The sequence below is a fragment of the Agrobacterium albertimagni AOL15 genome (genome assembly GCF_000300855.1).
Taxonomy (GTDB): Bacteria; Pseudomonadota; Alphaproteobacteria; order Rhizobiales; family Rhizobiaceae; genus Allorhizobium; species Allorhizobium albertimagni.
In genome coordinates, this window is sequence record NZ_ALJF01000023.1 from 173911 (window position 1) to 187540 (window position 13630).

Here is a 13630-nt window from a genome sequence, read left to right on the forward strand (position 1 = left end):
CCTAATGGATATAGGCCAAGAGGTCGGCCGGACGCTCGACCACGGCATCCGCACCCGCCTTCCAGAGATCGTCTGCCTTGGCATAACCCCAGGCGACACCGATCGCGGTGGCACCGGCGGCCTTCGCCATCTGCATGTCGTAGATCGCGTCGCCAATGACGATGGTCTCGCGCGGCGCTATGCCCGCCTCGTCACAGCATTCCGTTACCATGGCCGGATGCGGCTTGGACGGGCAGTCGTCGGCCGTCCGGCAGAAAAGGAAATGGGGCTTCAGCCCATGGCCTTCAAGGATGGTTTCGAGCCCGCGTCGCGACTTGCCGGTGACGGCGCCGAGCCAGATATCCTCACGGGCAATCAGCGCGTCCAGAACTTCGCGGATCCCGTCGAACATGGTTTCGCCGAAACCAGAGTCACGGCGGACATCGGCGAAAATCGTCTTGTAATGGGCAGCCATGGAGACCGCTTCGTCATCGGCATGGGGTTTGCCGTCCATGCGGGCGATCGCGATGTCGAGCGTCAACCCGATAATCGACTTGGTGGTCTCAAGTGCTGGCTCCTGCTTGCCGAAGCCGATGAAGGTGTGGCGCATGACTTCATGGATCAGGCCGGCGCTGTCGACCAGCGTGCCGTCGCAATCGAGGAGAACAAGCTTCATTCGCCGTCCTTGTCACCATCGCGCTGATCGAGGCCGAGCAGGTTCCAGGTCTGGACCATATGCGGCGGCAGCGGTGCCGTCACCTTCAGGCGACCGCCATTCGGATGCGGCAGGTCGATGGAGCGGGCATGCAGATGCAGCCGCTTCTGGACGCCGCCGGGGAAGTCCCAATTGTGGTCGTCGACGAAGTATTTGGGGTCGCCGATGATCGGATGGCCGATATGCAGCGCGTGGACACGCAACTGGTGGGTGCGGCCCGTATAGGGCTCCATCTCCAGCCAGGCGAGGTTCTGTGCTGCGGTGTCGATCACACGGTAATAGGTCACGGCGTGATCGGCGCCGTCCTCCCCATGTCTGCAGACGCGCATGCGGTCGCCTTCGTCGGTCTGGTCCTTGGTGAGCCAGGTCGAGATCTTGTCCTCGTGCTTGCGCGGCACGCCCTTCACCAGCGACCAATAGATCTTCTTGGTATCGCGCTCGCGGAACGCGGCCGTCAGCTTCTGGGCGGCGCCGCGCGTACGGGCAACGACGAGTACGCCGGAGGTGTCGCGGTCGAGGCGATGGACGAGGCGCGGCTTTTCGCCCTTCCGGCTCGTCCAGGCTTCCAGCATCTTGTCGATGTGACGGTTGAGCCCGGAACCACCCTGCACGGCAAGGCCGGCGGGCTTGTTGAGCACGAAGACCTTCTCGTCTTCATGCAACAACATGCGCGACAGCAGTTCGTGGTCGTCGCCATGCTTCAGGTCGTGGCTGGCAATCGGGCCGGTCTTCTTGGCGTCGACGTCCATGGGGGGAACGCGCACAACCTGGCCCGGCTGGACGCGGGCGTCGGTCTTTACGCGACCGCCGTCAACGCGCACCTGTCCGGAGCGCAGGAGCTTCTGCAGCGCGCCAAAGCCCAGACCCGGATAATGGATCTTGAACCAGCGGTCGAGCCGCATGCCAGCCTCGTCGGCTTCCACGGTGATATGTTCGATGCCTGCCATCAGGGTACTTTCTCGCTCGGGTTCTCCACCCACTTATCCCGTGCCTTTAGTAGATTTCGGGCGGAAAGGGAAAGCGGAAATGCAGGAGAGAACCTCAGAACAGGCTGCGTCCCAAGGCAAGACCGCCGAAAGCGGCCGTGAGAGACAGCATCACACTGGCCAGGACATAGCTGAATGCGATCCAGACAGGCCCTCGTTCCACGAGAGCCATGGTGTCGAGGGAGAAGGATGAAAATGTGGTGAAACCGCCAAGAAATCCGACGACGAGCAACAGGCGCATTTCCATCGGCGCCGAAAACTTTCGCGCGACAAGCTCGGTCAGAAGACCGATCACGAAGGAGCCGACGATATTGACCGTGATCGTGCCCCAGGGAAATGCGGGCCCGAGCAGCCGCGTCATCGCGAGTGCTGTCAGATAACGGGCAACCGATCCGATCGCACCGCCGACCGCGACGAGCAGGATGTTGAACATAGATGCCTCCGGCTTGATCGGCTCTTGCGCATGCCGTTCAAGCCGGTCCCGGTCGATACGTCAAGCCTTGGCCGAAGCCAGGAATTCCGCCACGAAAGCCGACAGCGCTTTCCAATCAGTGAATTCGTGGTCGCGGCTGACATCCGTCGGAGCGTTTTCATGCTCTGCCATGCGCCGGATGATCCAGCGCTTGAAGAAGTCATATTCGGTATATCGGAGTGCTCCGGCTGCGTGATGGATCATGCCGGGCTTCCAGCCGCTGGTCTCGAGAAGCGTATCAGGATAATGGGCGGCCTCCTCGCGCTCTTCCTCGAATTCACTGCGGATCAACAGCGATAGAGAGATGAGGGCTGTCGGCACAGTGTTCAGCCAGGCCGCCTCCTGCTTGGCGAAGGCGGTGAAAGCTGCCGGATAGCGCGCCGCGTGAACCGGCGCGCAGAGGATTGCCGCTTCCGGATGAGCGACCGCGTATTCGCCGCCCGAGGAGACGTCGAACAGCAAGGCCCGGTCGCCCGCTGCTTCAATCGCCGTAGCGACAGCTTCGACCACCTTGCGTGTCTGCCCCTCAACCGTCGCATAGCCGACAAGAATGATCATGTCTCTAGTCCTCCTCTGATGACGCAATCACTGTGCTGCAAGGACACGGATGACGCCTTGATCTGGCGCAAAGCGGGACATCCGCAGAGGCTGGCGCAACCATTACACTTTTATTCAAAACCGCTCATTCGACTTAAAGATGCATAGATAACCGTGGCTTATGCTAATGTCGTTATGTATTATCTGGGAAACGCCCATGACACAGGTTGTCACAGTCTCTGCGCATACCGCAGCCTACGCGATGGAACCGGTGAAGCCGCCGCAACGCGCCTCCCGTGCGTCCTACGTGGAAGAGCACACGCGAATGCTGGCACAGCAGGCGGCACAGAGCGAAGATCTGCGGCTCCGGGCGCTCGTCAACGTCGTGCAGCCTCCGGCGCTCGCCCTCTACTTCCTCACCTCGTCGCAGCAACAATTCGAGCAGGCGACGCTGAAGGAAACGATCGAGGCCTACAAGAGCTCGGTCGCCTGATCTGCCAAGACTCATGTGGGCAATAAAAAACCGCGACCGGTGACGGTCGCGGTTTCGCATTTCAGAGCATTGGGATCAGGGTCACTTGCCCCGCGCCGGACCGACCGGCAGGGCCACGTCCACGGCACCGGCCTGTTCGAAGGTCAGCGTAACATTGACCGTCGCGCCTTCCTGGAAAGGCTCGGCCACCTTGTAGAACATCAGGTGCAGGCCGCCGGGCTTCAGCTCGACCGTCTCGCCCGCCGGAATGGCGATTCCGTCATTGAGCTGGCGCATCTTCATAACGTCACCTTCCATCGCCATCTCGTGCAGCTGGACCTCGCCGGCCTGAGCGGATGTCGCAGACACCAGCTTGTCGTCTTCGCCGCCCTTGTTGACGATGGTGATGAAACCACCGCCGACCGGCTGGCCGGGCAGCATTGCCCTTGTGAAGCCGGCGGTCAGTTCCAGTTCGCCTGCGGTCACCGTCTCAAACCCGCCGGGATCGGTGGCCGCCATGTGATCGCCGTGACCGGAATGGTCACCGTGGGCGCCGTGCGCGCCGTGGCCATCCGCTGCAGCCTGCTCAGCGGGTGCTCCGTGTCCCGCATGGGCATCATGAGCACCGTGTGCACCATGCGCCCCATGGCCATGGTCACCGCCTTCAGCGGCGACGAGCTTGAGAACCGGTGCCGGACCATCGAGGTCGTGCGGATCCTGTCCGGGTGCTGCGATCTGATCCCAGGCGACCTTGGCGTCAGCGCCGCAGAGTTGAACGGTTGGGAAGGCCAGACCGACCGCCGGGTCGCCAGCCGCGATCTTCCCGTAAACGACGAAGGTGTCGTAGAAATTGTCCGGCAGGTCACCATTCTTGAAGCGAATCTCAACCGGGCCGGATTTCACCTGCTTGCCGTGATTGTCGTAGCTATTCTGGTAGTCGCCGGTGATGACCTCGACTTCCCAGCCAGCCTTCGGCATCGGCTTGGCGGAAATGAAGCCTTCCGGAAGCTTGATCTGGACCTCGTTGGTCGCCTTGCCGTCGCAACCATGCGGCACCTGCAGAGTAGCGGCGACATAGGAGCCGACCTTGGCGGGCTGGTTGGCAAAGGTCGCGTGGGCAAACACAGCCGTGGTCGATGCGAGCGTGGTAATTGTGGTTGCAAGAATGAGATTGGTCTTCATGGGTGTCTCTCCTTGCCGCGGTCCTTCTTGGCCGTCGGCAGTCTAAAGTCTTCGTCGATTGAATGAGGGCAATCAGACGGAGAGCGGCGGACCGCGCAGGCGTGGACGATCGAGGAGATGGCTGGGGCGGACGGTCGAATCGACCGGGGCAATCTCACCCAGGCTCGGGAACCGGTCGACCAGCCAGGACTGGTCGGAAGGTTCCGGCAGCAGGATGGCGCCAGCGAGACGGCAGGCCTCGCAGTCCGCGACAGGGCTTGCATGCTTCTGGCCCGCATCGGCAGTGCAAAGATCGGCAAACGATCCGTCCGGCAGCATGTAGGCGACCGACTGAATATCGTTGGCAAGCGCGGCGGGTGCCCGGTGGCCGAAACCAACAGACAGGAAGACGATCGCGCAGAAGATGCGCAATAGGATCGTCGCTGGTCTGACATTCGGTTTCATCTTTGCCCCCGTTTCACCTGATCCTTTATCGCGATGCCGGGGACAAGCCAAGTGGCGAGATGCCGCGTCCGCGGATCAAACGCCAGGATGTTCGCACCCCCGCAAACACGAGGTCTGAGCGACAATTATTTGTTCGGCAGCGACGCAGCCCCTTGCCAAGCTGCCACGCTGCCGGATAATGCCTTGAACACCTTGTTGGGAGATACCGGTTTGATCCGGAGCCGAAGGAGCAACCGCCCCGGAAACTCTCAGGCAAAAGGACCACAAGGCGTCGACTGCACTCTGGAGAGAGGCCCGTTTCCAAAGCGGACCAAGCCGAAGGGATAACAATCTCAGGCACAAGGACAGAGGGGGCTCATGAACCGGCACAACCGTGCCCAGAATTGAGCAAGCGCGCGAGCGCTCAAACCCGGAGGCGACGTCTTGGAAGATCAGACCCAACTGAAACGCACCCCCCTTTATGATTTCCACGTGTCGCTCGGGGCCAAGATGGTTCCCTTTGCCGGCTATGACATGCCGGTGCAATACCCTGCGGGCGTGCTGAAAGAGCATCTTCACACCCGCGCTGCCGCCGGCCTTTTCGATGTCTCGCACATGGGACAGGTCGAGCTCGTCGCCGCCTCCGGCACCTATGATGATGCGGCCAAGGCGCTGGAAACACTCGTTCCCGTTGATATCCTCGGCCTCAAGGATGGGCGTCAGCGTTACGGCTTCTTTACCGACGACAATGGCGGCATCCTCGACGACCTGATGATTTCGCGGCTGGGCGAACGCCTGCTCGTCGTCGTCAACGCCGGCTGCAAGGATGCCGATATCGCGCACATGCGGGCGAAGCTGCCTGATGGCGTTCAGGTTCTCGTGCATGATGGCCGGGCGCTTCTCGCCCTCCAGGGCCCAAAGGCAGAGGCCGTGCTTGCGGCGCTCAATTCTGACGTCGCAGCCATGAAGTTCATGGATGTGCGTGAACTGTCTCTGGGCGACATCCCTGCCCTCGTCTCCCGCACCGGCTATTCCGGCGAAGACGGCTATGAGATCTCGGTCCCCGCAGACCGCGCCGCCGATTTCGCCAAGACGCTGCTCGACCAACCCAATTGTCAGCCCATCGGTCTCGGTGCCCGCGATTCGCTGCGTCTCGAAGCCGGCCTCTGCCTCTACGGAAACGACATCGACACGACGACATCGCCTGTGGAAGCCTCGATCGAATGGGGTATCCAGAAGGTGCGCCGGAACGGTGGTGCCCGCCAAGGCGGCTTTCCGGGTGCCGAACGGATACTCGCTGAGCTTGATAATGGCGTCTCCCGCCGCCGTGTTGGGTTGAAGCCCGAGGGCAAGGCCCCAGTGCGCCCGCCGGCCAGGCTGTTTGCCGATGCCGAGGGCAAGACCGAGATCGGCCAGGTCTCGTCGGGCGGCTTCGGCCCAAGCGTCGAGAGCCCTATCGCCATGGGTTACGTGCCGACCGCAATGGCCGCCCCTGGCACCCAGGTTTTCGCGGAAGTGCGTGGCAAGCTGATGCCGCTCACCGTCTCCGCCCTTCCCTTCATCACCCCCACCTATAAACGCTGAAAAAATCTCCGGAGAGAACCATGTTGAAATTCACCGCTGAACACGAATGGCTGAAGATCGAGGGTGATGTTGCCACCGTCGGCATTACCACCCATGCCGCCGGCCAGCTCGGCGATCTCGTCTTCGTCGAACTGCCGGAAGAAGGGTCGAGCTTCAAGAAGGACGGCACCGCTGCGACCGTTGAGAGCGTCAAGGCCGCCTCCGACGTCTACTGCCCGCTCGATGGAGAAGTCGTCGAAATCAACCAGGCGATCGTCGACGATCCCTCGCTGGTCAATTCCGATCCGGAAGGTGCTGCCTGGTTCTTTAAGCTGAAGCTTGCCAATCCGTCCGATGCCGATGCGCTTCTCGACGAAGCAGCCTACAAGGAGCTGATCGCCTGATGACGACAGAATTCCAGTTCACGGATTACGATCCCTACGATTTCGCCAACCGGCGCCATATCGGCCCTTCGCCCACCGAGATGACCGAGATGCTGAAGGTCATCGGCTATCACTCGCTCGATGAGCTGATCGATGCCACCGTCCCCGGCTCGATCCGCCAGAAGGTGCCGCTCACCTGGGGTGCGGCGATGACCGAGCGCGAGGCACTCGACAAGCTTCGCGAGACAGCCAATAAGAACAAGGTTCTGACCTCGCTGATCGGTCAGGGCTATTACGGTACGATTACGCCGCCGGTCATCCAGCGCAACATCCTGGAAAATCCGGCCTGGTACACGGCCTATACGCCCTACCAGCCGGAGATCTCCCAGGGCCGTCTCGAGGCGCTTCTGAACTACCAGACCATGGTGACCGACCTCACAGGTCTCGACGTTGCCAACGCCTCGCTGCTCGATGAAGCCACCGCTGCCGCCGAAGCCATGGCGCTCTGCCAGCGCAGCGCCAAGACCAAGGCGACCGGCTTCTTCGTCGACAAGGACTGCCATCCGCAGACCATCGCCGTCATTCAGACGCGTGCCGAGCCGCTCGGCTGGAACGTTATCGTCGGCGATCCCTTCACCGATCTCGATCCGACGGAAGTCTTCGGCGCGATCTTCCAGTACCCGGGCACGCACGGCCATGTGCGTGACTTCTCCGGCCTGATCGCCCGTCTGCACCAGACCGGCGCTCTCGCCGCCGTCGCCGCCGACATCCTGTCGCTGCTGCTTCTCAAGTCGCCTGGCGAAATGGGTGCCGATATCGCCATCGGCTCGACCCAGCGCTTCGGCGTTCCCATGGGTTACGGTGGCCCGCATGCGGCCTATATGGCGGTCAAGGATGCGATCAAGCGCTCCATGCCCGGCCGTCTTGTCGGCGTCTCCGTCGATGCGCGCGGCAACCGCGCCTATCGCCTGTCGCTGCAGACACGCGAACAGCATATCCGCCGCGAAAAGGCGACGTCGAACATCTGTACCGCACAGGTTCTGCTCGCCGTCATGGCCTCAATGTATGCCGTTTTCCACGGGCCCCAGGGCTTGAAGGCGATTGCCCAGCAGGTGCATCGCAAGACGGTTCTGCTCGCCAAGGGCCTGGAAAAGCTCGGTTACAAGGTCGAGCCTGAAACCTTCTTCGACACGATCACCGTCGAGGTCGGCCACATGCAGGGCCTCGTGACGCGGGCAGCCGTTGCCGAGGGCGTCAACCTGCGTAAGGTCGGCGAAACCAAGGTCGGCATCGCGCTCGACGAACGCACGCGGCCGGCGACGCTCGAAGCCGTCTGGCGCGCGTTTGGCGGCAAGTACAAGGTCTCGGAATTCGAGGCCGACTACCGTCTGCCGACGGATCTGCTGCGCACCAGCGAGTACCTGACGCATCCGATCTTCCACATGAACCGCGCGGAAAGCGAGATGACCCGCTACATCCGCCGTCTCTCGGACCGCGATCTGGCGCTCGACCGAGCGATGATTCCGCTCGGCTCCTGCACGATGAAGCTGAACGCGACAGCCGAAATGCTGCCGATCACCTGGCCGGAATTCTCCGACATCCATCCCTTCGTGCCGGCCGATCAGGCGCTGGGTTACAAGGAAATGATCGACGACCTCTCGGAAAAGCTCTGCGCGGTCACCGGTTACGATGCGATCTCGATGCAGCCAAACTCGGGTGCTCAAGGGGAATATGCGGGTCTCTTGACGATCCGCGCCTATCACCTCGCCCGGGGTGATGCGCATCGCACGGTCTGCCTGATCCCGACGTCTGCGCATGGCACCAACCCGGCTTCCGCCCAGATGGTCGGCATGACGGTCGTGCCGGTCAAGTCGAAGGACAATGGCGACGTCGATCTCGACGACTTCCGCGCCAAGGCGGAAGAGCATGCGGCCAATCTCTCCTGCTGCATGATCACCTATCCCTCGACGCATGGCGTGTTCGAGGAGACGGTGCGCGAGATCTGCGAGATCACCCACCAGTTCGGTGGGCAGGTCTATCTCGACGGCGCCAACATGAACGCCATGGTCGGCGTTGCCCGCCCCGGTGACATCGGCTCCGACGTATCCCACCTCAACCTGCACAAGACCTTCTGCATCCCGCATGGCGGCGGTGGTCCGGGCATGGGGCCGATCGGCGTCAAGGCGCATCTGGCGCCCTACCTGCCGGGCCATGTCGTGACCGATGGTCGTCCGGGTGCCGTCTCGGCCGGTCCTTACGGCTCGCCGTCGATCCTGCCGATCAGCTGGTCCTACTGCCTGATGATGGGTGGCGAAGGCCTGACTCAGGCGACCAAGGTCGCGATCCTCAACGCCAACTACATCGCGGCGCGGCTGAAGGGCGCTTACGACGTGCTCTACACCTCGGCAGCCGGCCGCGTGGCGCATGAATGCATCATCGACACCCGTCCTCTGCAGGCTTCTGCCGGTGTGAGTGTCGACGACGTCGCCAAGCGCCTGATCGACTGCGGCTTCCACGCGCCGACCATGAGCTGGCCGGTTGCCGGCACGCTGATGATCGAGCCGACGGAATCGGAAACCAAGGCCGAGATTGACCGTTTCTGCGATGCCATGCTGGCGATCCGCGAGGAAGCCCGCGACATCGAAGAAGGCCGGATGGACAAGACCAACAACCCGCTGAAGAACGCACCGCATACGGTGGAAGACCTGGTCGGAGAATGGACACGTCCCTATAGCCGCGAACAGGCCTGCTACCCGCCGGGTGCCTTCCGGGTCGACAAATACTGGTCCTCGGTCAACCGCGTCGACAATGTCTATGGCGACCGCAACCTCGTCTGCACCTGCCCGCCGATGGAAGCCTACGCGGAAGCTGCCGAGTAACGGCCTCAGTATCGCCACAGGAACGCCGCCCTTGAGGCGGCGTTTTTCATTTGTCGTGACAAGTCGAAAAACCCTGTGATGGAACGGAATACGTTGCCGTCCGTTCTCTCCGCTGTCCAACACAGGAGAACAGATATGCGCAATACTCTCATCCTCGCTGGTGCAGCGGCACTGATGACGCTCTCGGCGTCGGCCAATGCGCAGGAAACTGTCATCATCCAGCAGGCCCCGGTTGCCACGCAGTCGACAATCGTCGTGCCGGCCCCGATCGAAACCTATGTCCTGCAGCGCGAAGTGCGTTCCGTGCCTTATGAAGGCGACGTTGTGATCGGTCGCGTGATCGAGGATCCCGTCGAACTTTACCCGGTCGAAGGTTACGAGAACTATTCCTACACCGTGGTCAACGAGCGCCGCGTGATCGTCGATCCGCAGACCCGCGAGATCATCCAGATCATCGAGTGACCCCATCGCAGGTCAGACCATCGGAACCCGGCTCAGGCCGGGTTCTCTTTTTTATGATCACCACACGCCGTCCCTTGTTGGTGTCCCATTATCACGCACATCGTTGCGCAGCCGTCATCAGCTGGAAACCGTGACCGTTCGGGAAATTCTAACCCTTGCCCACTATCCTGCGCGAAGGACCACCGTGACGGCAGGACATACAATGAGCATCTCGGCGATCATGGGCATTTCGTTTTCGGGCATGCAGGCGCAGCAAACGCGTCTTGCCGCAACCTCGAATAATGTCGCCAATGCCATGACCCCCGCCTATGATCGGCTCGAAACCGACTTTACCAGCCGCGCGCAGGGCGGCGTTTCCGCCACGGTTTCGCCGTCGGGTGGCCCTGTCCTCGATGACACGTCGAATGTCGACCTCGCTTCGGAAATGCTGTCGCTTGTCGAAGCCGAGATCGGCTTCAAGGCGAATGCCGCGGTCTGGGAAACCGGCGCGGACATCTGGGACGTCCTGCTCAGGATCAAGCGCGACTGATTCTTCGCCACGGCATGCACGCGGCTTACCGTCTAAAAGACGGTGACGTGAAGACGCGTCTCGTCACAACCAGTCTCCGCAACGCTCGGATAGCACTGACTTTTTTGGGCCAACGGCCACTCCGTGAGGCAAAAGCACCAAACGGACCGAATTCTCCGATTGCAAAGAGCCGGGCATCCAGACACAGTCGGGAGTTGCATACGGTTGCATCGAGGATGGCATGTATAACGACGCACTCAACTACCTGAAGACCCAGATCCTTTGCGCAGAGGTCGAGGACGCCGTCGGTTTGCGCCGTCTGGTCGAACAGCGTCTCGACCAAGCGCTTACATCTGTCCACACGAATGATTATGTCGAGGACTGTCTGTTTCAGATCACCGAGGCTCTAGGACAGCTCGACACCGGATCGACGGACCCGGTGAAGCTTCGCGACTATCTATTGGGTGCGATCGAGGCGCTGCGAGACGAACTCCATCTTTGCGACATCGAGGCGGATGTCCGTCAGTCCGCTGTCGGGTTCTGACGCACTGCGCTTTCGTCCACCGCCAGCGCGACGGCGATCGAGACCGTCGGCGGCAGCCAGTGAGACCATCTGCAGGAGATGATCGAGGAAGAGCGCATCGTCGCTCAGCGGAGCCTTCTGCGAAACGCCCTTGATGATCTCCCGAAGGCTACGAACCTGCTCTTCGACGATCGAGCGAACGTAGATTTCAGAGGATGGAAGTTGGCCATCCGGCATGTCATTCTCCTGCAATTCTTGCATATTCAATATGTCCGTGAAGTTCTTCGGCGAAGGCCAGACGTTGAAGAGGCACTGGCGCGAAGGGATTGCCCGGTGCGCGCTCGAGATCGAGGACGCTGCCGGTAACCCCGTAGAGTTCGTGATGCCGCAGCAGCCCTGCCATGGAGGGTTTGGCCGTGATCGGAACGATCAGTGATCCGTCGAGCATGCTCGGTGCCGCCAGCGGCATCACATCCCAACCGGTCGTCAGAAGCAGGTTGACGAGCTTGGGATGCGTCTCGACAACCAGCGTGCCGATGCCAGCCACGAGGCAATATTCCATGACCCCAGTCATCAGGATGTTGGAAATCGGGACGCCGGCGATCGACCTGTCGGACACTTCGGCAATGCACCGGGTCCATTCATAGACGCGAGGCCCACGCGGCCACTCCGCTCCGTCCATCAGATGCGGATAGACATCCGACAGAAGATGCGGCTTCAGGGTCGGAAGGAGGCGGCTGTATCCGACCACGTCACCGCCGACGATGAGCGGCAGATGGATGGCCTCATCACCGTCAAACTGGTCGATCTCCCGTTGGTCGGCACGACGGCAGGCTTCCCATCCCAATCGCTCGACGAACTGGCGATGGCGAAAGGCCCAGACCTGCTCCATGATGTCGGCATAGTCGTGCGTGTTCGCGCCCAGTATCGTCGCAAGCATCCAGACCCCCAGAAAATCCAGGGTCAAGATTGCGGGATGCCGCCTGAATTCAATATAGGCCGTTCTGCCTATTTATCGGATTATTCCGAGCCGAATCGATTCGGCGATCAGTTGCGCACGGTTCACGGAATTCAACTTGCGGCTCGCCGCCGCGATTTCGTGCTGAACCGTTTTCTCCGAGATTCCAAGAATTTGGCCAATCTCCCAATTGGTCTTGCCGGCCGCGCACCAGAGAATAACCTCGCGTTCGCGCGGCGTGACCTTGGCCGCAACAGCCGCGCTGCGCTCGCTGCTATCGACGAGGAAGGCACGCAACCGGTTGTGCGCGTAAATTGAAACGATGTGCAGCGCACCGCGCTGCTCGCTGGACAGCTCGACCTTGCGCGCACCGAAGGTGACGATCGCCTGAAAGCCGCCGACGGAATGGAGCGGCACACTGTAACCATCCAGCATTCCGAACTCGGTGGCCTCGTTCATGACGCGCTTGGCGGAGCGACTGAGCGGCTTGTCGGCCAGCGCTTCCGACCAGACGAAGGCCTCGTTCGACATCTTGGTCCGGTAGATCACCGGATCGACATGCACGTAATTTTCTTCCACGTAACGCTCGAACCAGCCTTCCGGCCAGGCATTCAGCATGAAATAGGGATCGATTCGCTCACCCGGGAGCGGGATGCCGGACACCGCATAGCAATCCATGCCGAAGGCCCCCGCCACCTTGCCAAGGCAGGCAAGCACTTCGTCATTGTCGCGCGCGCGCGACGACTCGGTGATAAAATCGAACATCGCATTGGCTGTCGCCTGCCTGTCTGACATCCGCACCCTCAAGATAGCCAGTCATCACATCTGTGACTTCTAGCACAGCCCGCGACCGGCCGATCCGATTAACATTGGATTTCCAAGGGTATTGGCGAAGGTTAATGTTGCAGTCCCGCGGGACCTCCCAGCAAAGCGATAGCGTTCGCCGACGCGCTTTGACCCGGTTCAGATGGCGTTTAACACGGCATGCAACAGGGCAAAGATGCCGAAGGCGATCAGAATGCCCGCAGAGATCCGGCTGACCAGCGTCGCAAAACCCTCGGGGAGCCGTGTTCGCACCACGGTCACGGCGCCGCTCAGGAAGAACCACCAGGCAAGCGAGCCGAGGAAGACACCCGCCACCAGCAGCACGCCGGCCCAACCGCCCTCGCCCGCCGCAAGCCCCAATCCGGCAAAAATCGCTGCAAAGGATAGGATCGTCGCGGGATTGGCGATGGTGAGCAGGAAGGTCGCGGCAATCGTCGACAGCAGGCCGCGCGCCTGAACCTTGGCTGCGGAGACCGCTGAGCGCGGCTTCAGCCCAGCAATGCCAAGATAGATCAAGAACAGGCCGCCTAAGACCTGCAAGGGAAACTCGAGCCAGCCGAGATAGGATCCGAGTGCGGTGAAGCCGGCCGCAGCAAGAGCCGCATAGACGCCGTCGGCGATCGCGGTGCCCAACCCTCCGGCAACGCCGGCCCAGAAGCCACGCTCCAGCGTGCGGTTGATGCAGAGCGCTCCGATCGGCCCGAGTGGGGCGGCTATCGCCACCCCAAGTACGAGGCCCTTGCCGAAGAGGAGCGCATCCATG

General features: G+C 61.5%; 16 protein-coding genes and 1 riboswitch. Of the genes, 6 read left to right on the plus strand and 10 right to left on the minus strand.

Annotation, left to right across the window (positions count from 1 at the left end; all coding sequences use genetic code 11):
• Position 1: 1 nt before the first annotated feature.
• From QWE_RS22725 to QWE_RS22740, 4 genes are all read right to left on the minus strand, one after another.
• Positions 2 to 655, minus strand: a complete 654-nt coding sequence (locus tag QWE_RS22725) for an HAD-IA family hydrolase (protein WP_006728527.1) — start codon at positions 653 to 655, stop codon at positions 2 to 4.
• Positions 652 to 1641 (minus strand): RluA family pseudouridine synthase, encoded by a 990-nt coding sequence (locus tag QWE_RS22730; protein WP_006728528.1) that lies wholly within the window; start codon positions 1639 to 1641, stop codon positions 652 to 654. Before QWE_RS22730 ends, QWE_RS22725 begins: the two co-directional genes overlap by 4 nt.
• 94 nt (positions 1642 to 1735) lie before the next feature.
• Positions 1736 to 2113 (minus strand): fluoride efflux transporter CrcB, encoded by a 378-nt coding sequence (gene crcB / locus QWE_RS22735; protein ID WP_006728529.1) that lies wholly within the window; start codon positions 2111 to 2113, stop codon positions 1736 to 1738.
• 60 nt (positions 2114 to 2173) lie between these two features.
• Positions 2174 to 2710: a flavodoxin domain-containing protein gene (locus QWE_RS22740; RefSeq protein ID WP_006728530.1), complete on the minus strand. Its 537-nt coding sequence runs from the start codon at positions 2708 to 2710 to the stop codon at positions 2174 to 2176.
• A 196-nt stretch (positions 2711 to 2906) separates the two neighbouring features.
• On the opposite strand from QWE_RS22740, the gene QWE_RS22745 reads away from it, so the two are divergent.
• Positions 2907 to 3182 (plus strand): hypothetical protein, encoded by a 276-nt coding sequence (locus QWE_RS22745; RefSeq protein WP_006728531.1) that lies wholly within the window; start codon positions 2907 to 2909, stop codon positions 3180 to 3182.
• Between the two features lie 81 nt (positions 3183 to 3263).
• Here QWE_RS22745 and QWE_RS22750 read toward each other — a convergent pair whose 3' ends face one another.
• Both QWE_RS22750 and QWE_RS22755 read right to left on the minus strand, forming a co-directional pair.
• Positions 3264 to 4343 carry a copper chaperone PCu(A)C domain-containing protein gene (locus QWE_RS22750; protein ID WP_006728532.1) on the minus strand — a complete coding sequence of 360 codons (1080 nt, stop codon included), beginning with the start codon at positions 4341 to 4343 and terminating at the stop codon, positions 3264 to 3266.
• Between the two features lie 72 nt (positions 4344 to 4415).
• Positions 4416 to 4787 carry a hypothetical protein gene (locus QWE_RS22755; RefSeq protein WP_006728533.1) on the minus strand — a complete coding sequence of 124 codons (372 nt, stop codon included), beginning with the start codon at positions 4785 to 4787 and terminating at the stop codon, positions 4416 to 4418.
• A 185-nt stretch (positions 4788 to 4972) separates the two neighbouring features.
• A riboswitch (glycine riboswitch) is annotated at positions 4973 to 5061 on the plus strand.
• Between the two features lie 149 nt (positions 5062 to 5210).
• Between QWE_RS22755 and gcvT the strand changes: the two genes are divergently transcribed.
• From gcvT to QWE_RS22780, 5 genes are all read left to right on the plus strand, one after another.
• Complete coding sequence (gene gcvT / locus QWE_RS22760; RefSeq protein WP_006728534.1) at positions 5211 to 6350, plus strand: glycine cleavage system aminomethyltransferase GcvT; 1140 nt, start codon at positions 5211 to 5213, stop codon at positions 6348 to 6350.
• Between the two features lie 20 nt (positions 6351 to 6370).
• Positions 6371 to 6733 (plus strand): glycine cleavage system protein GcvH, encoded by a 363-nt coding sequence (gcvH, locus tag QWE_RS22765; RefSeq protein ID WP_006728535.1) that lies wholly within the window; start codon positions 6371 to 6373, stop codon positions 6731 to 6733.
• Positions 6733 to 9591, plus strand: coding sequence for an aminomethyl-transferring glycine dehydrogenase (gene gcvP / locus QWE_RS22770; protein ID WP_006728536.1), 2859 nt, complete (start codon positions 6733 to 6735; stop codon positions 9589 to 9591). The genes gcvH and gcvP overlap by 1 nt, the downstream gene beginning before the upstream one ends.
• Positions 9592 to 9726: 135 nt before the next feature.
• On the plus strand, positions 9727 to 10053 hold the full coding sequence (locus QWE_RS22775; RefSeq protein ID WP_006728537.1) for a DUF1236 domain-containing protein: 327 nt from the start codon (positions 9727 to 9729) through the stop codon (positions 10051 to 10053).
• 202 nt (positions 10054 to 10255) lie between these two features.
• Positions 10256 to 10582, plus strand: a complete 327-nt coding sequence (locus tag QWE_RS22780) for a flagellar basal body protein (RefSeq protein ID WP_006728538.1) — start codon at positions 10256 to 10258, stop codon at positions 10580 to 10582.
• 436 nt (positions 10583 to 11018) lie between these two features.
• On the opposite strand, the gene QWE_RS22785 is transcribed toward QWE_RS22780, so the two are convergent.
• The 4 genes from QWE_RS22785 to QWE_RS22800 form a co-directional block, all read right to left on the minus strand.
• Positions 11019 to 11321: a hypothetical protein gene (locus tag QWE_RS22785; protein ID WP_006728540.1), complete on the minus strand. Its 303-nt coding sequence runs from the start codon at positions 11319 to 11321 to the stop codon at positions 11019 to 11021.
• A 1-nt stretch (position 11322) separates the two neighbouring features.
• The gene (locus QWE_RS22790) at positions 11323 to 12024 is read right to left on the minus strand and encodes an acyl-homoserine-lactone synthase (RefSeq protein WP_006728541.1); all 702 of its coding nucleotides are present in this window, start codon (positions 12022 to 12024) and stop codon (positions 11323 to 11325) included.
• 72 nt (positions 12025 to 12096) lie between these two features.
• On the minus strand, positions 12097 to 12837 hold the full coding sequence (locus QWE_RS22795) for a helix-turn-helix transcriptional regulator (protein ID WP_006728542.1): 741 nt from the start codon (positions 12835 to 12837) through the stop codon (positions 12097 to 12099).
• A 168-nt stretch (positions 12838 to 13005) separates the two neighbouring features.
• Positions 13006 to 13629 carry a LysE family translocator gene (locus QWE_RS22800; protein ID WP_006728543.1) on the minus strand — a complete coding sequence of 208 codons (624 nt, stop codon included), beginning with the start codon at positions 13627 to 13629 and terminating at the stop codon, positions 13006 to 13008.
• Position 13630 lies beyond the last annotated feature (1 nt).